Raw genomic sequence first — 23,118 nt, 5'->3', positions numbered from 1 at the left:
ACAGCCTCAAAGCGAGCAGTTTTTGCGGGTGTCCAGCTTGGAAGTAGCCCAGCGGGGTCCAGTTCTGGCCAAAATTGATGCCGCTTAACTCACCCTTGCCGGAATAATCAGCCAGATAGCGACCATATTCACTGTCCACCGTGCGCTCAGCATAGCGGGCACCAAAGCGCACGACCCAAAGGCCATCTAGGGCATCAGGGGCCTGCAAGGTAAAGTCTGCCCGAACAGCGGTATTGTCGATGGTGGTAGTCTCGCCAAAGACCCAATGCGACTTCGCAAATACGCTCGACGGCGTGGTGAAGGCCGATGGTTGGGCAGGCGTAAAGGTTGGGAAGGCTCCGTTGCGATAATTGAAGACCAAAGTCGTCGGGGCAGTTGGGTTTGGAATGAGGCCCGCTGCCGTCCCATTGCGCACACCATATTGGGTATAGCGCACGTCATTATTGCCCGCGGTGCTCTCGTAATCTGCCTTCGAATGATAGGCACCGAGGTCGACTTTCAAGCGCTCTGTCAGCTCCCACGCCAAACCTAATTGGATATTGTCGGTTTTGGCTTCACCATTTTGGACAAAGCTGATGCCTTCGGCTGAATTGGCCGTGACGGTGCCAGACTCAAACACATTGTTTGCACCAACTTGCAGATTGGCTGCGCCATAGGTCGCATTCTCATTGGCGAATGGGAATTTGAGCGAGGCTTCTTTCGTCAAAATCGTTAGGTTTGAATGGAACCAGTCAAAGCGCAGCTCAGCTGTGTCCGACAATTTGAAATCGACATTGATCGAACCTGCCAAGCGCTCGCGGTCCTGATCACGATTGGTGACATAGCGATATTCAGGTGACCAGATGTTGCGCGTCGTTGCACTGCTCAGTGGGCGGTTGTTGAACTGCCAACCGCCGCGATTATCACCGCCCAAGGCGTCGGTTACCACATTGCTCTTCTCATAGGACAGGCTGCCCAAAACAGCCAAGCGGTCGCTGAAGCGATAGCCCAGGGTTGCCGACAAGGATGGGGTCGTCTCCCCATCTTCGCTTTGGTTGGCGCGGGCCTGACCGGCAAACAGAAGACCATCTTTCAGGCTGCGGGCCGAACGCGTGCGCAGATTGATGATGCCGCCAAGGCCACCTTCGAGCAGTGAGGATTGCGGTGACTTAAAGACGTCTACGCCGCCGATGAGATCGGACGGAACCCCTTTAAGCGAATCGGTCTGGGTTGCATTGCCTTCCCCGATGCGGAAAGCTTCCAGACCGGTCAGAAAGATTTCATTGTTAAGGACCACCACATTCTGATCCAGACCGCGAATCCGTACTTTCGTGCCTTGACCATTTTCGCGGTCGATCTGAATACCGGGCAGACGCTGAAGAGATTCTGCGATGTTTTTGTCTGGGAATTCGCCAATATCTTCGGCGGTGATGGATTCGATAATCAGGTTGGAGTTGCGCTTTGTTGCCAGGGCATCGGCGACCGAGGCGCGATACCCGCGCACCACAACGGTTTCCACTTCTGGCGCTGGCTGTGCCTGCGAACGGGTCTGTGCGGTCTGAGCAGCTGCGCTTCCGGCGCAACCCAGAACCATGGCCATGACCGAAACGCTGGTACGCAGGCCTAGCCCATAGGTATTTTTACGCATCTCTCTGTCCTCCCAAGGAATAAGTCATCAGTTGGTCTCTGATGTCGATTTTTATCGGCAGCTTCCGTCACTTCGATCGGGACCCAAGATCCGGTTCACACCTGACCCTACCACTCCCGCGCCAAATTGACAGCGCTGTTATTCATGGCCTGCTCGAAATTGATTGCGCTGTCAATTGCTAGTTTGCGTTGCTGAAAATTATTTTCACACACCAGCCTGTAAGGATTGACAACGCTATCAATCGTGAGTGACTAAGACAAAAGTCGAGGTGCAAAAAGGTTTGAAAATCATGTCGTGGGAAGCCGTAGACGCTCGAAAACTGCGCATTCAGGCAGAATTTGATGCCCTTTTGCTGCGTTCAAACGAACAAATGCCCAGCGCCAACGGCGTGTTTTGCCGCTTCCGCTATCCGGTGTTAACGCGCGACCATGTTCCCCTTGCATGGCGGTTTGACTTCTCGGCAGACAGAAACCCGCGCTTCTTAGAGCGGCTTGGTGTCAATGCTGCCTTTAACCCCGGCGCGCTCTATCATCAGGGCAAATATCTGTTGGTCGCGCGCGTAGAGGGGGCCGATCGCAAATCCTTTTTCGGCATGGCTGAAAGTGAAACCGGCGTCGATGGCTTTCGCTTTTGGGACCATCCGCTCGACATCCCTGAGGGCACCCCACCAGATACCAATATTTACGACATGCGCCTGACCCGGCATGAGGACGGCTGGATCTATGGCCTATTCTGTACCGAGCGAAAGGATTTGGCGCTGCCCCATGATCTCACCGCCGCGGTGGCCGGATGCGGCATCGTCCGCACTAAGGATTTCCGCACGTGGGAACGCCTGCCAGACTTGGATGCAGGACCTGGGCAACAGCGCAATGTTACCCTTCACCCAGAATATGTTGACGGCCAATACCTACTTTATACCCGCCCTCAAGACGGCTTTGTTGATGTTGGCGGCGGCGGCGGCATTGGCTGGGCCTTAGTGGAAGACATGCGGCGCGCGCGCATTTCAAGGCAAGAAATTGTCGACCCCCGCGCTTATCACACCATCAAAGAGGTCAAGAACGGCCAAGGCCCCCCTCCCCTCAAAACCCCCTATGGCTGGCTGCATCTGGCCCATGGCGTGCGCGATACCGCAGCCGGCTTGCGCTATGTGCTTTATGTACTGCTGACCGACTTGAAAGAGCCGTGGCGCGTGATCGCTGCACCCGGCGGCTATCTGATCGCCCCGCAAGGCGGAGAGCGTGTGGGCGATGTTTCCAATGTCGCCTTCTGCAATGGCTGGGCCCATGAGCCAGAAACGGGTCGGGTGCTTATTTATTATGCTTCATCAGACACCCGCGTCCATGTCGCCGAAACGCGCCTAGACGAATTGTGCGACTATGCCCTCAACACGCCCCCCGACAGCCTATCGTCACGCGGCGCCTTTGAACAAAGACAGGCACTCATCTTAGGAAACGCCTGACTGGAGCTCTCGTCAGGTGCAACCCACGCCAAGCGCTGCGGGCAGTAGCAAAGGTCAACACCCCCCAAACGGCAACCTCTGGCGCAAAGCCTTCATGCTCCATCTCAGCAGAAGCTTGCCAAATTGGGATCGTTTTCTCCATTTGCGGGCGTTAAGCCGCCAATCGTGACAAGCTAGATGATAAGACGCGGAGATCGAGGCCGGGGTTTCAATCTCGGAAGATGCTTTAGGCAGCCCACAAAGCGGGTAATCTCTGCACGACTTGAACTTATGTTGTTCGCAGGATGCTATTGGCGCGGATTCGAAAGGGGCGGCTTGAGTTTGAAAATCTGATCGCGGCGCTTGATTGGCTCGGAATCCGTGTCTTTTCATTGACGAGCGCTTTGGTTGCCTCGCGCAATCAGATGGATATGGTTGGCTTTATCCTCTTGGGCACGAAATAGCTGTATCGGGCGCATTCCTGTTGGGACTAGCTTTACGGGGTGGTGCCATCCAGTTCGGCTGGTCCCTGTCACGCTATCGGGCAAAGTGAAGATCAGACTGTGGCGGTTCACCAAGACCCCAACATCGGTCTTCTGTTTGGGCAAGGCTGATCATCCCTATAGGTTTGGGCCGCAGCGCGCTTGGCACCATCAGGCCCATTCTTGTCTTTGAATGCACCAAGGCCGACCTAACTCCACGCCGGGGCTGGCAGCTCAAAGTCTTATTGTGTCAGGCCTAATCCGACGTGCGTTCCCCATCTTGGAAGACCAGCGCCGCCTTGGCCATACGCTCGCTATGGGCGTTCTGTGGAATAACGGTGTACGTTACTGTTTCACGCCCCACCAGGAATCGAAGCTTCTCGAGCACTGGGAAGAAGGGGTGTCCTCGCTGCCATCGATATGGACTTGAAGGGACCATGGCCCCGTCGATGCCGGCCACGGGATAAGGTTGATCTTTGATATCAGGATTACCTGCCAGTTAATCTGCAGCAAATCTGTCCGTTTTCGAATGTCTTCAGCACTAATCCAACAAGATAACAAGACAATATCTATATCCTAATTTGATTTTGACCACCTAATTTACTTCTCAATTCCAGTCGCTTTTAGCGCTCATTAGTAACTTACTTGCTATTTATCACCCGAGTGCTTCTCAATCTTTGGCACTTTGAGGGGAATTACTGATGAGATACTCAAAAAACCTTTGTTGCGACAAAACTGGCGCGCAGCGAAAGGGGCAACGTCGCCATTGTCTTTGCCTTGGTCTCTGCAGTTTCTCTGGGTGTCCTGGGCGCCGCGATAGAACTGACCCGTATTTCCAACACCAAAGCCTCGTTGGCGGCAGCTGCAGATGCGGGGGCCTTGGCCGCCAAGCGCGAACAAAGCGATAAGGCGTCTGAAAGCGAGACTGTGGCCCGGGCTGCGGGGGTTGCGGCCGGCACCAAAACCTTCCTAGCCTCTGCGCCGGGTGCCGATCGAGGGGTTAGCAATCTTCAAGCTGTGGTAACTTGGGATGCAGACGGTTCAGCCCGCCTGACTGGAACGGGCAACCAAAGCTTAATTTTGGGCGGGATCATTGGCCGTTCAACCGTTGCCCTACGGGCTGTGGGTGTCGCCACCGCTGGGGCTGATAAGCGTCTGGAAGTAGCTGTCGTCATGGATACGACGGCATCGATGTTCCAATATGACGGTCACCCGACCACGCGCTTTACCCAGATGCGCAGTGCCGCCAAGACCTTTGTCAACACGCTGTTCAATACCATCACCATCCCAGACCGTTTGCGCGTGGCCGTTATCCCGTGGACAACGACTGTGAATATTCGCGGCGAAGTCCCAGACCAAACTTGGGACAATTCGCCCGCACCGGTTCGCAGCACCGCTGATGCCGGCACACGTTCCTTGCCCAGCAATACGATCAGTCGTTCGTCCAATATTAGCGAAAGCAGCGCCACCCTCACCTCTATGTTCGCGCCAGTTGGCTGGCGTGGTTGTATCTCTGGCACGGGCGAAAGCCTGACCGCCAATGATGACCTCAAATCTGGCATGACATGGAATGCCCTTCGCGTGCCCCCGCGCGTGAATAATGCTACGCGGACTAAAGGATTTGTCGCTACCAAAATGTGTGACAATTGGACCGGCTGCGGTGGCGGTGGCGGCGGCGGTGGCGGCGGCGGCAGCCCACCTCCCCCAAAGACACAAGGAAAGATGGAGCTTCCGGGCAAAAAGCCTGAGTCATTTGCGTTCTTGAGCCTTGGCAAGACTGCAATCAATGCGGCTTGCGTCAATAATCCTTACGCGCGCAACTATAATTCCTGCCCATCTGGCAGCCCAAGCATCACCACCATCAATTGCTCGCAAAACGACAATAATGGAACGCGCAACGCCTTTTTCAATTTCAACGGGTCGCAAGCTTGTATCAGCGGCTCGGGCTGTCGCTTGGATCTCAATACCGGCACCGCCAATGGCTGTGTCGCAGACTATAATGAAATCGCGTGGAATAATGCCAATGGCGCTTGGTGTTCCTGGGTCCCCAAACAGACGTGGGATAGCTTCCGCCGCATCACGGGGCCAAACCTAAACTGCCCAATGCCCATGCTTGGCCTCTCAGCCAATCGAACCCAGCTTATCAATACGATTGATCGCCTGTCGCCCTCTCCAGGTGGCACGCATGCTGATGTCGGCTTGCGCTGGGGCTTACGTGCCCTTTCGCCGCGCAGCGAGTGGGCCAACTTCTTCCAGCATGCAAGGCCAGAGCCCTTCGGGTCCAGCAACGCTACGAAAGTTATGGTGTTGATGACCGATGGGGCCAATGAGCAAGCCATTAACTTCCCCGGCTATTGGGGATGTAGCGAATCGGGGGCTCCGGGTTGTTCAGGATCGCCCGACCGGACTACCCTCGACAGCCGCATGCAATCTTGGTGTACCGCTATCCGGGAAACCTATAAGATCGAACTTTATACGGTGGCGATCAACGTATCAGACAGCGATGCGGTCAGCCGCCTTCGTACCTGCGCTGGAGATCCGACACGCGCCTTTGCGGTGGATGCCAGCCAGTTGAATGCAACATTTGAACAGATTGCACGCGAAACCTTCAGCCTGCGCTTGAAAGAATAACATACGAGTGTCCCGGAAGTCGCGAGGCTTCTGGCATCTCGCGCTGCGCCTCCACAGGCGCTCCACACTTCTTCCATGGCCTCTCAACGGAGGCAGCGCAGAAGTGCGCACATGAGCGAGCAAAGCTTCCCCAGAGTCTCGATTGCCCGCCGCACCTTGATTTATGACTGGCGCCGCTATGCGGCGGCGGTTGCCGCCCTTGGCTTGTCTGGGCTTTTGATGTTGGCCCAAATTGGCTTGTTGTTCGGCCAATTTGCGACCTTCACCGTCACGTTACGACAGTCCAACGCCGACCTCATTGTAACCTCGGGCGATTCGTTAAGCTTTGATGCCTCGGTAGACATTCTGAACGTTATGTTGGCCGCTTCTGGGTTGATCCAGCGGTTGAAGGCGTGGATCGTCAAGGACAATTTGGCGGCGATTGGCGCAAAGGCAGCCGCCGGGTGCCCGTATTGGGTATCCCGCTCTCCTTAGATCCAACCTCGCCGGCGCGGATGCAATCAATTCCCCAGAACCTTATGGCTGCCCTTTCCGAACCAGGTGCGGTGCTGATTGACGAAGCTGACGCGCGAAAACTGGGGATCAACCGCATTGGCGATACAGCCGAGATCAATCGTCAACGCGTCCGCGTTGTCGGCTTTACCTCTGGCTTTCGAAGTTCTTGGGGGGCCTTTGTGTTCGCTTCCCAGGCCACCGCGCGATTGCTTGGCGATGATGATCGCTCCAACCCGCTTTACCTCATTCAAGTGAAAGACCCGCGGGAAGCCGAGGCCACACGTGACCGGCTCAATGCCAACGCCTTAGAAGCCCCTTACACGGTCTGGGAGAAACATGATCTGATCGAAAGTTCGGAAATGGTTTGGCTCATTGATTCTGGCGCGGGCGCATCCTTTGGCTTTTCGGCATTTGTCGCTTTTTTGGTGGGGATTGGCGTAACAAGTCAAACGTTGCGCGGCGCGGTTTTGGCCCAGTTGAAAGAGCTCGCATCCCTTCGGGCGCTTGGCGTTCCCGCCTCTAAACTGCGCGCGATTGTGGTCGAACAAGCCATTTGGGTCGGACTGGTCGGCATTCCCGTCATGTTGGTGGGTGCCGGTTTGGTGCAGGTTCTGGCTGGCGCTTTGAAGGTTGCCATCGCTTATCCGTGGCCAGCAAGTGTGACGTGTTGCCTATTTCTGCTGATTGTCGCCCTTCTGTCTGGCATACATGCGGTCCGGGCGCTTTACCGCTCCAACCCAACCGAGTTGTTGCTATGACCGCGCAGACAAGCATCAAGGCAACGGGGCTCACCAAACGATTTGGCGACGGGGCTACCGCCAAAACCGTGATTGATCACCAGGACTTCGCCTTGCATGCAGGGCAACTCACCCTGTTGATGGGCCCATCCGGATCTGGCAAATCGACCCTACTGGCTATGGTGTCAGGTCTATTGAAACCCGATGATGGGACGGTGATTGCCCTCGGCGAAGACCTGTGGAGCCTATCGGAAGCCAATCGGGAAAAGCTGCGCCTGGCTTCAGTTGGCTTCATTTTTCAAGGCTTTAATCTGTTCCCTGCTTTAAGCGCGCGCGAAAATGTCCAAACCGTTCTGGAAACGATGGGGCTTGCGCCCCGCGAAGCGATAGAGCGCTCAATCGCGGCTTTAGAGCAGGTGGGCTTGGGTGACCGGGTCGACCTTCTACCCAGACAATTGTCGGGCGGCGAGAAACAACGCGTCGCTACTGCGCGCGCACTCGCCAAGCAGCCGCGCCTCTTATTTGCGGACGAGCCAACCTCCGCATTGGATCGGGCTAATGGTGAGCGCATCGCTGACCTACTGAGGACCGCAGCCCACACAACCGGCGCCGCGGTCTTATGCGTCACCCATGACCCGCGCTTGAAGGACCATGCAGACCGCCAATTGTGGATCGAAGATGGCCGCATCTCATCAGAAACCGATGCGACGCGCCAGGATCGAAGGAGTTAAGCTTCATGAATGCATCTAAGCCACTCATTGTCGCGCTTGCGGCTCTACTGTTTGCCGCCTGTGGCCCACAAGAAGATCCAAGCACGCCTGAAGCCGACGCCAATGCACAGGGCGAAGCCGCGGCAGTGGCCAAGGGCCGCGTCGATGTCGAGGGCGGTGTGATCGCAATTGCGGCATCGCGCGACGGGGTTATCACCCAAGTCTATGTGGAAGAAGGCGACTCCGTCGAACAAGGGCAATTGCTGGCCCGCCAGGATGAACGTGTGCCGAGCGCGGCGCTGGCCGAAGCCATGGCTGCCCGCGATACCCAAGCTGCACGGCTGGACGGTTTGGTAGCCCAACTTGCTTCCGCCAAGGATGAAGTCCAGCGCTTAAGTGGCAGGTCGGAGGTAAGCGCTTCGAGAGCTCGACTTTCGTTGCTTCAAGAACAATTGGCGGCGGCAGAGCGCGAACGCGCCAGATCTGAAGGCACGGGCCGGCCAGATCCCCTCAGCGCCCGTCTGGCCAGTTTGGAGGTTCAAGCGTCCGCGGCCCGGCGTGAAGAAGAAAGGCTTGTCGATCTGGTCGATCAAGGCGCAGACACCCTTCAGGCGCTGGACCGCGCTCGCGATGAGCGAAAGCGACTTGAGTCAGAATTGCGCGCGCTCAAGGCTGAGACCGACAAGACACGCAGTGAAGCGGGCGACCGCGTGCGTTTCTTGCGCCGCGAAGTCGATGTCATCCGCGCAGAGCTTGGCCGTTCCATCGTCGAAGCGACAGCACGTATGCGCGTGTTGCAATCGGACTTGGCTTCGGCGCGGGCCGAACTGCAGGCTGCAGAAGCGCGCGTCCTGTCCGCGCGCCTTGAGGTGGAGCAACGTCAAATCCGGGCACCGGTGGCTGGAATAATCGTTCGGGCCGCCGCCAGACCTGGCGTTGGGGCATCGACTTTGAATGTCACCTCGCTCTTCACCCTTGCCCCCTTCAACGCCAAAATCATTCGCAGCGAACTTGAGGAATCCATGGTTGAGGTCGTCAAACCGGGGCAGCGGGTGAACGTCAAGGTTGAAGGCAGCACCCGTCCTGAAATCAAAGGGAAAGTGCTGCGCGTGGGGCAAGTGTTTGGCGTGAGCCGCCGCGACGATGATCCAAACGCCCGCGCAGATGACCGGGTCATTGAAGTGGTTACCTCTGTTGAGAACCAAAACTTGCTGATTGGGCAACGGGTTCGGGTCCACTTTCTTCGGGACGCAAAGCCATGACAACAAAACTGACGCGCCGAAACGCGCTGGTCCTCATGGCCATAGGCGCATGTTTACCGCGCTTAGCCCGCGCAGAACCCCTCTCAAAGGGCGAGGGGCCGACCTCGCTTTGGAGCCAGATTGGCGGACCCGAATTCGCAGCCCTTTTGGCCGTGACCCTTTCTGGCGCACCCAGTATCGAACAAGCCAAACTGCGACAAAGAGCGGCTGTTTTTGCTGCCAGTGGGCAGCGGGCAGCGCTGTTCCCACAAGTCCGCGCAGAGTTAAATGCGAGTGAGGATCGGCCGTGGAACCGCGACGACCCAGACCGCCCTAGTCGCAGCACCAATAGCGCCACCACCAGTGTGAGCTGGGCCCTAGACCTTTGGGGCAAGGCACGGGATGAATTGCGCGCAGCGCGACTGGAAGCAGATGCCCAAGCCATTGAAATTGACGGGGCGCGGGTGGCCCTCGCCCTACAACTTGCGCAAGCTTTGGCCAATCGCACCCGCGCCGCAATTGGCCTTGAGAGCGCACGAACCGCCTTAAGCCGTCAACACGAGATTGCCGAAAGAATCCGAGCCCGCCAGCGTGCCGGACTGGCAACTCTGGCCGATGCCGCCGAAGCTGAAGCGGCCCTCCGATCGAGCGAAGTCGCCCTCACCGAAGCGCAGCGGAACGATCGGCAGGCAACATCGGCTTTGGCAGCCACACTTGCCATCGACCCCCTGATACTCCGCCCAGAACCGATTCATTTTGGGCTCAATGAGGATGTGGCTCCCCTTAGGGAGGAAGTCACCTTTGAAAGCCTGTCGGGTCGGCCGGACTTACGGGCGCTGGAAATCCGTCTGTCTGCCGCGGGCGTGCGGGTCAGCTTAGCGCAGCGCGCGCTTTATCCAGACTTGTCGATCTCTCACAGCATTACAGGGTCCTCCAGCCAATTCGACTCCCTCCTTGCCCCGCGCCATCTAGCAACACAGCTTGCCGCGAGCTTGGCTATGAATGTACTGGATGGCGGACGGCGTCGGGCCCAACGCCATATCGCGGCGCTAGAACTCGAAAGTCTGGCCACGGCCCAGCGAGGCTTGTTGCTAACTGCGGCTGATGAGGTCATGCGTGCTTGGATTAATCTTCAGACCATTCAAACCCAGATACCCCAGCGCCTCGCTGCCCTTGAAGCCAGACGACGCACCCTCACCCTAGCGCGCGCCCAGCATAGCGCGGGAACCTTGAGCACCCTTGAGCTCTTGCGTGCAGAGGCCTTGCTACAAGATGAAGAGGCCGAAGTGCGCGCTCTGCCAGCAGATCGGTTTCAAGCATCAGCCAGCCTATTGGCTGCCATGGGTGTGGTTCCCTGATGTTCGCCGAGACTTGGACCTATCCCTTTGGCCGAACAGCTATGCACATCGACTTAGGTTGCCTTCGTCTAATTCCGTAGCCGGAGCGGGGTCGATTTTGATCCGCCGGTGCGATTGCCCACCCCGTCTGGTACCGGGACCGGTGAGCCCGCATAATCAGAGTTAATCACCAAATTTGCGGAGTTTGAAGTGATCACATTACGCGCCACAACAACGCTCCATTGTGAACCGTCTGCTATGCTGCCGGGCGAGGTCACATAGATTGTGGTCTCGGGAAGATAAATGGTCCCAAGCAACCGATCCACATTTGGGGATTTGAAGCTGACATGCTCGCTGCTCTTCCGGCTGCTAACAATGACAAAGCCCGACCAAGCGCCTGAGCGACGGCCTTCCAGAGACACAAAGGTCTTGTCCTGCACCATCAGCTCGGCATTCATCAAGATCATCACCGTGTCTTCACCTTCCAGGCGGGATTCATCTTCAAACTCTAAGTCTTCACAAAAATAATGTTCTCCCGGCAAAAGCTTGAGGGTTGCCGTTCCACTCATCTCAAACTCAATCCGATGGGTTCCAGGACTCAAGACCTTGGTGCCCGAACTCATTTCTACTTCCCCGCCATCGGGGACCGATGAACAGGACTTCGGTGGCGCAATGATTCTGTCCTTAAATGGATCGGCGATCGCGAGAGCGCCCATTTGCGGCTGCGGCGAAAACGCGGTTCCAATAGCTTTGCCAGTCATCCGCACGGTCCCAGCTTCAATCGACGCCTTTTGCTTAACTTCATGATTGCTGTTGGAATGCACAACACAGCCTCGGGCCGTGATTTTGGAGGTACCCGCCCCCGAGACAGCTTTGTCGCTGCTCCCATCATCCATGCCAAGAATGCAAAGAGGCTGTTTCACAAGCGCTTCTGCAGTGGCCTCGACATTGATCTTGAAGCCACCGGGCGGGACAAGATTGCCAAAAAAGGACGAGCGGATCGCTTCACCCCGCACGGTGAAGGACCCGTCTGGCCCATCGCTGGCATCAAATTCAACTTTGGCCCGCTTGGCGAAGTTTTCGACTTGGCTCAGGGCAAACTTCTCTGCATACTCACTCGCACTCTTTTTCGAAGTTCCTGCGATCGTCATTGACTGCGCGCCAGCAAGGGCTGCAGCGTCAACGGCGGCTTGCATGGCGGCATGCTCATTGCTCAATGCGGTAAGCTCAATGGCGGCCACCAAAATCAAAGACAAGGGGACAGCAACCAGCGCCGTAATGACGGTCACATTGCCGCGGCCCGGGTTCTGCACCCGCGGGTCGAGCTTAAACACAAGTCTGTTGCGCGTCAGGGGCAACGCTTTCAGATCCAAAGGCCAAGCCGCTCTTTCCGACGACCGCCAAACCGGATTTGGCACAGCCATCTGAAAGTCAGCCAGTGATTACCTGCAAGATATGTCTGAACATTGGCTCTTGCAATCGAATATACAAAAAATTGATGTCGAACACTCAATTAGATTTACGGCGCTTAAGCCGATGATCCGATTTGATGCCTGCTCTGGCCTATGGCTTGGTGTCCGCACCGCCCTTCTCTTTAGGCTTTGGGTCATTCAAGCGTGATAAAATCCAAAGCATGAGTTGGAGGTTTTGGCCTGATGGAACCCACTTCAATAATCTATGCGACCTCGGCCAAGCGGCACTTCTTTATGGCGGCACTTTCCGCCCTGTTTGTCGCTTTCGGCATTTTGATCGCTCAAGAAATTGGCCCGAGCACCTATCAGATCGCCTTAATCATCATCCCAGTGATGACTGCCGCACTCAATCTTGTTGGCAATTTTGTTCAAAAACTGGCCCTCACCGACCATGAATTAATCTATCAATCGCTGGGGAACAGGTGGTCGATTTTACGCGAGGATATTGAAGACTGGAAACTCATCCGAAACAAAGGACAGCATCATGCGATGCTACAGGTGCGCCATAAAAGTGGTCAGGTTTTTGTTGTGTCAGATATGTCTGCCTTGAGCGTGCAGGATGATCAAACCTTTGCCAACCAGTTAGCCCGATGGCTGCGCCGTGAGACGCTTCCCAAGCGGTAAAGCCGGTGACTTGGCATGATCACTCCGCGCCACTTTCACGTTGCTTCGCGCCCGGCAATACCTGCGCTCTTATAAGGCGACTATCGACGAAGTAGCTTTCCGCCAAGGCTTGTAAATCTTGGCGCGTTAGGGTGCGCATTGTCGGCGCGGAATCTAACCCATCCTGCCAAGGGCGCGCCTCCCGCTCGCCAATGTCGCGCTTGATCAGCGCATCGGATATGGTCGACACCCAACACCGATTGGTCTCACAGTCTCGGATTTTGTTCGCAAGCAGCGGAGCACGGGCGCGGGCGATTTCATCCTCGGTAGGGCCATGGGTGGCGAGATCCTTAGCAATTGCGCGGATGTGGGACTCCACGCTCTCAACATCCTTTGGCAGCACGATTGCTGTCACGGCGAGAACGACATGATTGCCATAACCCGGCAATCGCGTTGTTCCGACTGACGGCGAATAGGATTGTCCATAGGCTTCCCGGATTACATCATTGGCTCGAACTTGAAAAATCTCGCTCAGTAAGTCGAGCCGAAAAGCATCTGGACCCTTCTCAATGTTTTGTATTTGCCAAGCTACATGGACGAGCGCTTGATCCTCCTTGCCACCATGATGAAAGGTTTGCATAGGGCCACCGCCATCCGTCAAACGCCAATTGTGCGCGACGGCAATACCTGAATCCAACCCCCGTCGTTTAGGTAAAGCACCAAAGCGGCTCTCGACCACTTTTATGGCTGTATCTAAATCGATATCCCCGGCGACAATGACATTGATTGGCGCGTCTTTCAGAATGGTCAGCAGACGTTCATTGGCTTGGGCAGCATCAACTTTTAGAACGGCTTGCAGGAGCTCCTCTGGTGTTCGTGCCGCAAAAAGTGGCGAGCCCGTCTGATAAAGGCTGGATCGCTTCTGGCTGAGGACGTCTTGAGCTGTAAGTTGGCGAAGGGCCAAATATTGCTTTAGCCGATCTGCATAAAACTGGGCACTTTCCCTACCCAATTTGGGTGACACAATTTGCGCCAAAACAACATCCAATGTCTCATTGAAATGGGTCAGAAGCGCTTCGGTTGACAGGCTGGTTCGTACTAACCCAATGTCGCGATCAATTGGGTTGAGTGCCGATTCTCTGAACGCCTCGCTGATGTCTGACGCTTTGAGATTGCCAAAACCGCCAACTTCCCACTCTCGCTCGGCAAGGCCAGCCCACAGGTTATCGCTATCACCAAATGCAAGCCAACCAGCGCTGATCTGAACCCTAAGGGCGACTTGGCCTGGCCGTTTCGACTGTGCCGGGTCAGTCACCTTTGTTGGATTGGGTTTGACAACCAAGGTCAAGCCATTTTCAAACCGAACAAAGTCTGCGTCCAAGCCCGGCTCACGCCATCGACCGGCAAGCTTACCTGCGGGGCCGAGATTCGCGGGTTGAAGTCGGACAGGCTTTACAACTTGCCGCGGCGGAATCGGCGCGGCCAAGATTTCGCGCCACAGCGCCAAGACACTTGCTTCTGTCACACTGGGATCTTGGGTCGTGATCAAGAAGCGGGGTTGGACGCCTTGCCAATAAATGCGCAGCTCTTCATTGAGAAGCGCGACTGTAATTCGCTCGAACTCACGCAAAAGCTGTGCCCGCCGAGTGGCACGGTCTTGTTTCGCCATGGGGGTCCAATTATAGGTCAGCGCCCGCAAAATGCTTTCTGCCCTCCCCTGAGCACCTTCAAAAAAGTCAGGAAGTTCGCTGGAGGGCCTGTCGCGCGTCCATTGTGCGATGGCACGGTCCCTCTCTTCCTGTGAGATGCCATCCTGCAAGATACGCCGCATCTCGAGCGCGATTGCCTTTAGGCCGCCCTTCCAGTCCCCATTGCGGGGGACGAAATCAAATTGCGCGCGCCAGCCCATGCCAGGTTGATTGTTTGGCCCAGCAAATGGCCCACCATAGGAAGCCGACAAGAGGGGTGATGGATCGCCCTGCTTTACAGCCAAGCTCAGGCGGCGGTTCACGATGTTGAAGGTAAGCATGCGCACACTTTGGCGAATGCTCTCTTCTTCGCGTGACCCTCGCTCAAACAGTCGAGGGTCTGGCCGCTCAGCTTCAATAACGAACTCTTCTGGCTGGGTGTTTGAGCGATCAATAGAGACGGCAAGCTTATTCTCTTCCCATTGCCCCTCGCTTGGGTCTGGTGGGTTTGGCTCGTTCAGCGCGGGCTTCCAACTTGCAAACCGCTCTTTAATCATAGCCTCGGTCGCATCCACATCGATAACACCAACCACCACGAGGATGGCCCGTTCTGGCCGATACCAGCGCTCATAAAAGGCACGCAGGCTTGCCGATGTCGTTGCCTCAATACTTGCAATCGTGCCAATCGGGCTGCGGTGTGTATGGCGTACGCGGGGATAAAAGAGCTTTTGGCGTTCGCTAAACCTGTCTGCCATCGGCGATGCGCGGCTGACCTGCTCGTTTGAGACAATGCCTTTTTCGCGATCAATCGCATCTTGAGCTAAGGTCAACCGATCCGCCGTCTCGCGGAAGAGATCGAGGGCAAGCTCAAGCCGCCCCTCATCCGCCTTGGGCAGGTCAAACCTATAGATAGTCTCATTCGTGCTTGTTGAGGCATTCACATGTCTACCGAAAGCGGCACCCAAACGCTCCATGCGTTTTATGAGCTCGCCCTCGGGAACATTTTTTGAGCCGTTAAACGCCATATGTTCCAAGAAATGCGCATAGCCCAGTTGGTGATCTTCCTCAAAGGCTGAACCAACATGAATCCGAAAGCGGAGGGCCACCTCGCCTTCTTTGTTATCATCCCGCTGGATGGCATAGCGCATGCCATTCTCAAGCCGACCAAAGCGGATGGCAGGGTCTGGTGTTTCACCCGTGCGTTCCCACGGCCAGATGGTGGTTGGCTTTGCCGTTTGGACCTTAAGCCCGCCCGGCGGCGTAACGATCATCGGCCCCGGCAAAAGGGATAGATCTGCTGGTGCTTTGCTCTGTGCTTGCGCCCATGCCAACGAGGGGTCAAAGCTTAAGGCCATAGCAGCAAGCCACAGCCCGCAATGCCGCACCCTTTTAACAATTTGAAAAAATTGTCTCTGAAATTTCACCGTCAAAATCCTAATTCACAATTCAATCTGAGATTTTGAACGAGTTCTGGTTTTCTGCAAGTTGCGCCTGCAGGGGAACAAGCGGCTCGCCCCGCTGGGCCCTTCACCCCTCGTTTGCACATTGTGCGGATCGGTGGCTAAACTGGTGCGGCAATCTATCGCATGGGGATGAAGCAAAAGGCGTTGGGCGAATGGCGACAGGTGCTTATGCTGAACGGATGGACAAACTTTCGAAAGATCAAGAGATTATCGCGGCGGCGATCGCGATTAATGCCCCCTTCGTTGGCCGGCTTCGATCACGGACCTTGGTCGGCTCCCGCTGGTTTGCGCTGATCGGGCAATTCATCACCGTTTTGGTGGTGCATTTTGGCTTTGACTTTGAACTGCCGCTTTTGGCCTGCCTTCTCACGATTGCCGCCAATATTACGCTCAACATCATCATCACGGTGGGCCTGCCGCCCCAGCGCCTCGTGCGGCAATGGGAGGCGGCTGCGCAATTGACGTTTGACGTGCTGCAGCTGGCGCTCTTGCTTTATCTAACAGGCGGCATCGCCAACCCTTTCTGCCTGTTGCTGATTGCACCAGCCACCATTGCCGCTTCGACGCTGCAACCGCGTTGGACGCTGAGCATTATTGGGGTGACCATCTTAAGCGTCGGGGTACTGGCCCTTTATTCCTATCCCTTGCCTTGGCTGCCAGCTGGCAGCTTTATGCTGCCGGCGCTTTATCAATTCGCCATGGCTTTTGCGATCGTCATCGGCCTCTTGTTCACCGCAAGCTATGCGTGGCGTGTGTCTTTGGAAGAAAGCCAATTGGCCGATGCCCTTATTGCCACCCAAGAAGTGCTGGCGCGCGAACAAAAGCTCGCGGCCTTGGGCGGACTTGCTGCCGCAGCGGCGCATGAATTGGGAACACCTCTGGCGACAATCCAAGTTACCGCCAAAGAAATGCTGCGTTCACTGCCGCCCAACAGCCTCGACATGGAAGATGCCGAACTCATCCTGTCCCAAGCCCAGCGCTGTCGCGAGATTTTGCGCAATCTAACCAATCAGAAGGAAATTCCTGAATCAGTTACCGATACCCTGCCCTTTGGCCAATTGCTGGAAGAGGTGGCCGAACGACACCCTGAGTTGGGCAATAAGGCCGTCTTGTTTGACATTCAGGGGCCGGAGGGCAAGGGCGAACTGATGGTCATTCGCAAACCCGCCATTCTCTACGGGCTCGGCAATTTTTTAGAAAATGCTATTCATTATGCAAAACAAGCTGTCACAGTCTCGGCCAAATGGGATGAGCGCAGCGTCCGCGTCACCATTACTGATGATGGGCCAGGCTTTGACGAAGCCATTCTTGACCGCTTGGGCGAACCCTATATCTCAACCAGCTTGCAAGGCTCAGCTTCGGCCACGACGCGTGAGGGTATGGGCCTTGGCTTTTTCATCGCCAAAACCCTATTGGAACGCTCAGGCGGGCAAGTATCCTTCTGGAATGGTGCAGGCCCTGGACGAGGCGCGGTTGTGCAAACGGTGTGGCCAATTTCTGCGATCGCCGCCAAACCATAAAACGCAACCCCGAAAGACCTGCGACTTCTTGTCACTTGCGGTTTGATGCGTTTGGGTTCACTGAAAACTATGGCAGCAGAAACACTGATTGACGCCCTCCCCGACCGTTCCCTCCTTGTGATGGATGATGATGCGCCTTTGCGCAATCGTTTGGCCCGTGCGTTGGAAAGCCGCGGCTTTTCAGTCAAGACTGCGGCTGGTGTGGAAGAGGCAATGACCATTGCGCGCGGCGCACCGCCTGCCTTTGCGGTTTTGGACTTACGCCTCGAAGATGGGTCGGGGCTTTCGGTTGTCGAAGAACTCCATGTCCGCCGCCCAGATGCGCGCGTCGTGATGCTGACTGGCTATGGCAATATCGCCACGGCTGTTGCGGCCGTCAAAGCCGGGGCGGTGGATTATCTGTCCAAGCCTGCCGATGCCGATGATGTGGTCAAGGCGCTTTTGGCCCAAAGCGACCATTTACCAGACCCACCCTCTAACCCCATGAGTGCGGACCGCATTCGATGGGAACATATCCAACGCGTATTTGAACTCTGTGGCCATAATGTCTCAGAGACGGCGCGCCGCTTGAACATGCATCGCCGCACCTTGCAGCGGATTTTGGCCAAGCGCGCCCCACGCTAAAGCTTTATGCCTTGACGTCGGCATCGTGCTCCATAACGATGGGCTAAAGGATCACGTGCTCAACGTAGAGTCCAGATCATGCTCATAGGAATGTCGTCGTGGAACATCTAGACGTGCTGATTGTTGGTGCTGGCATTTCCGGCATCAGCGGGGCTTACCACCTCAAAAGCCAATGCTCGGGCAAAAGCTATGCGATTTTTGAAGGCCGTTCGGCCATAGGCGGCACCTGGGATTTGTTTCGCTATCCCGGCATCCGCTCTGATTCCGACATGTACACCTTGGGCTTCTCGTTCAAACCTTGGACAGAAGCTAAAGCCATTGCCGATGGGCCATCCATCCTGAACTATCTGCATGAAACCGCGGATGAATATGACATCAAGTCCAAGATCCGCTTGAACCACCGCGTCGTCGGGGCTTCGTGGGATTCTGCGACTGCGCGGTGGACAATTGATTACACGTTTGGCGAGGCGCAAACCAAAGGGCAGCTGACGTGTAACTTCGTGTATATGTGCACCGGCTATTACAATTATCATCAGGGCCATCGTCGCGATTTTCCGGGCGAGAACAACTTCAAAGGCCAAATCATTCATCCCCAATTCTGGCCCGAAAACCTTGAGTATCGCGGCAAGAAAGTTGTGATCATCGGCAGCGGGGCAACCGCGGTCACTTTGGTACCTGCGATGGCCAATGAAGCCGCCCATGTAACCATGTTGCAAAGGTCGCCCACTTATGTGGTGTCGCGACCCGGCGAGGATGCTTTTGCCAATTGGTTACGCAAAGTTCTGCCCGGCAAATTGGCTTATGGCCTGATCCGTTGGCGCAATGTGCTGTTTCAGATGTATTTTTACACGATGGCACGCAGGCACCCTGCCCAAGTTAAAGAGCGTTTGTTGGGCCTGCTAAGAGAGGAATTGCCGGCCGATTTCGACATGGCCAAGCATTTCACGCCGACCTATAATCCTTGGGATCAACGCTTGTGTCTGGTGCCTGATTCTGACCTGTTTGCCGCCATTAAAGCTGGCAAGGCCAGTGTGGTGACCGATCATATCGAGCAATTTGACGAGGCGGGCATTGTCCTAAGGTCGGGCGAGCGGGTTGACGCTGACATCATCGTCACCGCCACCGGCCTACAATTGCAAGTCTTGAGCGGTGTACCATTTGAGGTGGACGGCGAGGCTGTCGATTTTTCCAAGACCTTTTCCTATAAGGGCATGATGTATAGTGGCGTGCCGAATTTGGCTTCCGCTTTTGGCTATACCAATGCGTCTTGGACTTTGAAGGCGGACCTGACCGCCGAATATGTCTGCCGCTTGCTCAATCATCTCGATGCCACCGGCCAGACCACGTGCCTGCCCGAAACGGGCCGTGAAGCACTAGAGCCAGCGCCTTGGCTGGACTTCAGCTCTGGCTATGTCACCCGCGCCATGGAAAGCTTCCCTAAACAAGGTCATGTCGCGCCGTGGAAAGTCCATCAGAATTATGCGCTGGATCTGATGGCCTTCCGCTTTGGCAAGCTGGAAGATGATGTGATGCGCTTTTCTAAGCCAAAGACCGCCTGAGGAAGCTGTTGGATGGACAGGGCAGGCCAACGCCTGCCATGAAGCATCATGCTTGGAAGTCTCTCATGACAGAACCCGCCGCTAAAGCCCCTGCCCTGCCGATCCTCATCATTGGGGCGGGGCCTGCAGGCCTGTTTGCCGCAGAACTTTTGGCCAAGGCTGGACATCAGGTGCAGATGTTTGACGGGATGGCATCGGTGGGTCGAAAGTTTCTATTGGCTGGGCGCGGTGGCCTGAATCTGACCCATAGCGAAACCCTGACCCAGTTTAAGCCACGCTATGGGTCCTCAGAGAACTGGGTAGAAATCTGGTTGGAAGGCTTTAGCCCCGATGCGTTGCGGACTTGGGCCGAAGGTCTTGGCCAGCCCCTTTTTGTGGGCTCCAGCGGGCGGGTATTCCCCCGAAGCCTGAAAGCATCCCCTCTCTTGCGCGCTTGGCTGCAGCGACTGGCGGACTTGGGCGTGACCATCACGACCGGGGCGCGCTGGACAGGCTTTTCTTCCAAGGGGGCCGCACAATTCACCTACCGCGATGGGTCTATCCATGAACTCCGCGGTTCTGCCATCCTTTTGGCTCTGGGTGGGGCGTCTTGGCCCAAGCTTGGCGCAGATGGGGCTTGGACCTCAATCCTAAGCGCGCTCGGCGTGGGCATTACCCCGTTAGCCGCCTCCAATGTCGGGGTCCATTCTGCCTGGACAGAAACCCTAAAGGCAGGATTTGGCGGTGCCGTCCTGAAGAATGTTGAAGTCGGTCTGGGTGATGCACGCGCACGCGGTGATGTCGTCATCACTGAAGCTGGCCTCGAAGGCGGACCCATTTATGCGTTGTCGCCGGCGCTACGGGCCAGCCTCGGCCAGGGGTCTTGCCAGATTCACCTTGACCTGCGGCCCGATGTTGAAACCGAAACCCTCGCCCATCGGCTTGTTAAGGCCAAGCCGGGCCAATCTATTTCAACCGCGCTCAAAAGCCATGTGAAACTCGCCCCGCCCGCCATCGCCTTGATGCGTGAAGCCACCGGCAACAAGCTGCCCCCCACCGCTATGGGGCTCGCGCGCTTGATTAAGACCCTACCCATAGAGGTGACAGGCCTCGCGGGCCTTGACCGGGCCATCTCCACCGCTGGCGGCATAGGTCGCGACAGTGTCGATGCCCGGCTCATGCTTAAGCCGCTGCCGGGCGTGTTTGTAGCAGGAGAAATGCTCGACTGGGATGCCCCAACCGGGGGCTATCTCCTACAAGCGTGCTTCTCCAGCGCCCAGCATGCTGCCAAAGGGATAGATTCTTGGATCAAAGAACGTGCAGATTAAAGACGTCGGCCGTTTTGCCAAACCTGAACCAGATTAGCATGTGCATCCACCTGCACAAAGTCCGCCCGCGCCCCAACCACTAAATGGCCCAGACGGTCTTGCAAGCCCATGGCATCGGCAGGGGCATAGGTTGCCATCGTCAACGCATCGGCCAAACTGACCCCGACCGAGCGCATCATCACCCCGACGGCATCCAGCATGGACAGGTTAGAACCTGCTAGCACCCCATCAGGCGTGTAACAGGTCAGGCCGCGGGCTATGATCTTTTCACCCTTCAACTCAAACCAGTCTTGACCCGAGCCCAGGGTCGGCATGGCGTCACTGACCAGAATGGTTCGTTGGGGCCCAAGCAAACGGGCGACCAAGGCCATATTGGCTGGATGGACATGCACCTGATCTGCAATCAGGCCTGAATAAGCATAGCGGCTAGACAGAGCAGCACCAACCACACCCGGCGCGCGGCTGGAGAGCTGGCTCATGGCGTTAAAAATGTGGGTGAAACCCCGAAGACCTTCCACCTCGGCCGCCACAATTTGCTCGTAGCTTGCCTCGGTATGGCCGGCAAAGACCACAGCGCCACGGCCGACCAAGTCCGCAATGGCACCGGCTGAGGCCGTTTCAGGCGCTAAGGTGATAAGGGTTTTGCCATGTTTCAAGCGGGTCAATAGCTCAATAGCCGCCGGATCTAAGACTTTGAACTTCGAGGCATCATGAACACCTTTGCGGCTGGCGTTCAAAAATGGCCCCTCCAGATGAATGCCAACAATGCCCGGAACGCCCGCCGCAATCGCGGTATCGACGGCGTCAATCGCTTGGGCTACCTTGTCTAGGTCATCGGAGATCAAAGTTGGCAGGAGAGAAGTCGTGCCAAATCTGACATGGGCTTTTGCGAGGGTCGCGATGGTTTCAACCGTCGGCGCGTCATTGAATAAGGCACCGCCACCGCCATTGACTTGAATGTCAAAAAATCCCGGCGCAAGCACATCACCTTTCAAATCAACCAGCTCATAGTCGGCCGGTATGGCCAAGTCGGCCCCAATGGCTTCAATCTTGCCCCCCGACACAAGCAGCGTCTGGCCAGTCAGGATTTGGCCACCAGAGGCGAGGCACCCATTGTGGAAAGCGATCGCGTTCATTGCGTTTCGGTGACTTTGTTTAGCCAGGGTGGCGAATCGGGGTTTCGCCCACGCGCACGGGCCAAAGCCTCTGCACAAGCATAAAAAGACGAGACCTGACAGAGCGGTGCAATAAGGGGGTGAAGCCCGGCTTGAGTGGGCAAATCAATGGCCCCCGGGAAAGGTCCGCCCGAGGCAAAGACTTTGGCATGGCGGGCGGCAAACTCTTCACTCAAGGCCGGGAAACCGGCAGCAGCCTCGTCCATTGGCGCAATCAGAATAACCGGAAAGCCCGCCTCAACAATTGCCATCGGCCCGTGGCGCACTTCGGCAGCTGAAAAGGCCTCTGCATGAAGGGCACTTGTCTCTTTCAATTTCAGCGCCATTTCATGGGCAATGCCAAAGGTCAGGCCCCTGCCGATGACAAACAGGCTGTTGGCTTCCAAAAGCGCCTCGCCCACACGCGACCAATCCTGATGAAACGCCGCATGGATGTGATCGCCAGCTTGATGGATCGCTGTCAGCAAATCCGCATCTTCGCGCCACTCGGCTACCAAGTGAATGATGGCCGATAGAGAGGCGATATAGGATTTGGTCGCTGCAACAGCCAATTCAGGCCCAGCATGGAGCGGGATAAACACATCGGCGGCTTTGGCAGCGGGTGAATTCGCATCATTCACCATGGCGACGACAAAAGCGCCTGCCTCTTTGGCAAATGCGATGGAAGTCAAAATGTCCGGGCTCTTACCAGATTGCGAGATCACCAAAAACAAAGCCCCATCCAGATCGCGCAGAGGAGTCCCAAAGATTGAAGATGTAGACGGTGCGTGAGAGGCCACCAGCACGCCAAGGCGTGTTTCAATTGCATATTTACCAAAGCCGGCTGCATGGTCAGAAGAGCCACGTGCGCAGGTCAAGACCAGACGCGGCTTTAGGGCGCGCAGCCGAGCCCCCAGGTCGCGCATCAGGCTGGCGTTTGCTTCAACTTGACGACGGACAATTTGGCCAGCCTCGCGTGCCTCGGTCCACATCAAGGTTTTGGATTGACTCACAGGGGCTCTCCTAAAGG

General features: G+C 56.3%; 18 protein-coding genes. 13 read left to right on the top strand and 5 right to left on the bottom strand.

All coding sequences use genetic code 11. The annotated features are described in order from the left end of the window. The coding region (locus B7364_RS03000; RefSeq protein ID WP_232780783.1) for a TonB-dependent receptor plug domain-containing protein at nt 1-1,627 on the bottom strand (1,627 nt) is incomplete at its 3' end. 289 nt (nt 1,628-1,916) lie between these two features. Between B7364_RS03000 and B7364_RS02995 the strand changes: the two genes are divergently transcribed. The 8 genes from B7364_RS02995 (at nt 1,917) to B7364_RS02960 (ending at nt 10,719) form a co-directional block, all read left to right on the top strand. Next, nucleotides 1,917-3,086: a glycoside hydrolase family 130 protein gene (locus tag B7364_RS02995; protein WP_085338468.1), complete on the top strand. Its 1,170-nt coding sequence runs from the start codon at nt 1,917-1,919 to the stop codon at nt 3,084-3,086. Nucleotides 3,087-3,370: 284 nt separating this feature from the next. After that, nucleotides 3,371-3,529: a TRIC cation channel family protein gene (locus B7364_RS18350; protein ID WP_157893452.1), complete on the top strand. Its 159-nt coding sequence runs from the start codon at nt 3,371-3,373 to the stop codon at nt 3,527-3,529. A 753-nt stretch (nt 3,530-4,282) separates the two neighbouring features. Further along, nucleotides 4,283-6,178, top strand: coding sequence for a TadE/TadG family type IV pilus assembly protein (locus B7364_RS02985; RefSeq protein ID WP_085338463.1), 1,896 nt, complete (start codon nt 4,283-4,285; stop codon nt 6,176-6,178). A 111-nt stretch (nt 6,179-6,289) separates the two neighbouring features. After that, nucleotides 6,290-6,652 carry a hypothetical protein gene (locus B7364_RS02980; protein WP_085338462.1) on the top strand — a complete coding sequence of 121 codons (363 nt, stop codon included), beginning with the start codon at nt 6,290-6,292 and terminating at the stop codon, nt 6,650-6,652. Further along, nucleotides 6,571-7,431 (top strand): ABC transporter permease, encoded by an 861-nt coding sequence (locus tag B7364_RS02975; RefSeq protein WP_198534010.1) that lies wholly within the window; start codon nt 6,571-6,573, stop codon nt 7,429-7,431. Before B7364_RS02980 ends, B7364_RS02975 begins: the two co-directional genes overlap by 82 nt. After that, on the top strand, nt 7,428-8,141 hold the full coding sequence (locus B7364_RS02970; RefSeq protein ID WP_085338460.1) for an ABC transporter ATP-binding protein: 714 nt from the start codon (nt 7,428-7,430) through the stop codon (nt 8,139-8,141). The genes B7364_RS02975 and B7364_RS02970 overlap by 4 nt, the downstream gene beginning before the upstream one ends. 5 nt (nt 8,142-8,146) lie before the next feature. Further along, nucleotides 8,147-9,382 (top strand): HlyD family secretion protein, encoded by a 1,236-nt coding sequence (locus B7364_RS02965; RefSeq protein WP_085338459.1) that lies wholly within the window; start codon nt 8,147-8,149, stop codon nt 9,380-9,382. After that, nucleotides 9,379-10,719, top strand: a complete 1,341-nt coding sequence (locus B7364_RS02960) for a TolC family protein (protein ID WP_085338458.1) — start codon at nt 9,379-9,381, stop codon at nt 10,717-10,719. The genes B7364_RS02965 and B7364_RS02960 overlap by 4 nt, the downstream gene beginning before the upstream one ends. 68 nt (nt 10,720-10,787) lie before the next feature. Here the strand turns inward: B7364_RS02960 and B7364_RS02955 are convergent, their stop codons facing one another. Continuing rightward, nucleotides 10,788-12,122 (bottom strand): pilus assembly protein TadG-related protein, encoded by a 1,335-nt coding sequence (locus B7364_RS02955; RefSeq protein ID WP_085338457.1) that lies wholly within the window; start codon nt 12,120-12,122, stop codon nt 10,788-10,790. A 231-nt stretch (nt 12,123-12,353) separates the two neighbouring features. Between B7364_RS02955 and B7364_RS02950 the strand changes: the two genes are divergently transcribed. After that, entirely contained in the window at nt 12,354-12,794 is a 441-nt protein-coding gene (locus B7364_RS02950; RefSeq protein WP_085338456.1) for a hypothetical protein, read from the top strand. A gap of 19 nt (nt 12,795-12,813) precedes the next feature. Here B7364_RS02950 and B7364_RS02945 read toward each other — a convergent pair whose 3' ends face one another. After that, a complete protein-coding gene (locus B7364_RS02945) occupies nt 12,814-15,816 on the bottom strand; it encodes a M16 family metallopeptidase (protein WP_085338455.1) in 3,003 nt (1,000 codons plus the stop codon). A gap of 260 nt (nt 15,817-16,076) precedes the next feature. Here B7364_RS02945 and B7364_RS02940 point away from each other — a divergent pair, with 260 nt between their 5' ends. The 4 genes from B7364_RS02940 to B7364_RS02925 all read left to right on the top strand — a co-directional run bounded on the left by B7364_RS02940 (nt 16,077) and on the right by B7364_RS02925 (nt 20,934). After that, complete coding sequence (locus tag B7364_RS02940; protein ID WP_085338454.1) at nt 16,077-17,444, top strand: ActS/PrrB/RegB family redox-sensitive histidine kinase; 1,368 nt, start codon at nt 16,077-16,079, stop codon at nt 17,442-17,444. A gap of 69 nt (nt 17,445-17,513) precedes the next feature. Next, nucleotides 17,514-18,068 (top strand): ActR/PrrA/RegA family redox response regulator transcription factor, encoded by a 555-nt coding sequence (locus B7364_RS02935; protein WP_085338453.1) that lies wholly within the window; start codon nt 17,514-17,516, stop codon nt 18,066-18,068. A 98-nt stretch (nt 18,069-18,166) separates the two neighbouring features. Then, nucleotides 18,167-19,627 (top strand): flavin-containing monooxygenase, encoded by a 1,461-nt coding sequence (locus B7364_RS02930; RefSeq protein WP_085338452.1) that lies wholly within the window; start codon nt 18,167-18,169, stop codon nt 19,625-19,627. Between the two features lie 65 nt (nt 19,628-19,692). After that, on the top strand, nt 19,693-20,934 hold the full coding sequence (locus B7364_RS02925) for a BaiN/RdsA family NAD(P)/FAD-dependent oxidoreductase (RefSeq protein ID WP_085338467.1): 1,242 nt from the start codon (nt 19,693-19,695) through the stop codon (nt 20,932-20,934). Here B7364_RS02925 and nagA read toward each other — a convergent pair. Next, nucleotides 20,931-22,070, bottom strand: coding sequence for an N-acetylglucosamine-6-phosphate deacetylase (nagA, locus tag B7364_RS02920; protein WP_085338451.1), 1,140 nt, complete (start codon nt 22,068-22,070; stop codon nt 20,931-20,933). The two genes, B7364_RS02925 and nagA, sit on opposite strands and share 4 nt — an antisense overlap. After that, nucleotides 22,067-23,101: an SIS domain-containing protein gene (locus B7364_RS02915; protein ID WP_232780782.1), complete on the bottom strand. Its 1,035-nt coding sequence runs from the start codon at nt 23,099-23,101 to the stop codon at nt 22,067-22,069. Before B7364_RS02915 ends, nagA begins: the two co-directional genes overlap by 4 nt. Between the last annotated feature and the right edge of the window lie 17 nt (nt 23,102-23,118).

The sequence above is a fragment of the Aquidulcibacter paucihalophilus genome, assembly GCF_002105465.1.
Taxonomy (GTDB): Bacteria; Pseudomonadota; Alphaproteobacteria; order Caulobacterales; family Aquidulcibacteraceae; genus Aquidulcibacter; species Aquidulcibacter paucihalophilus.
The sequence above is the reverse complement of the archived record's forward strand: the minus strand, read 5'-3'. Positions and strand labels throughout refer to the sequence as shown.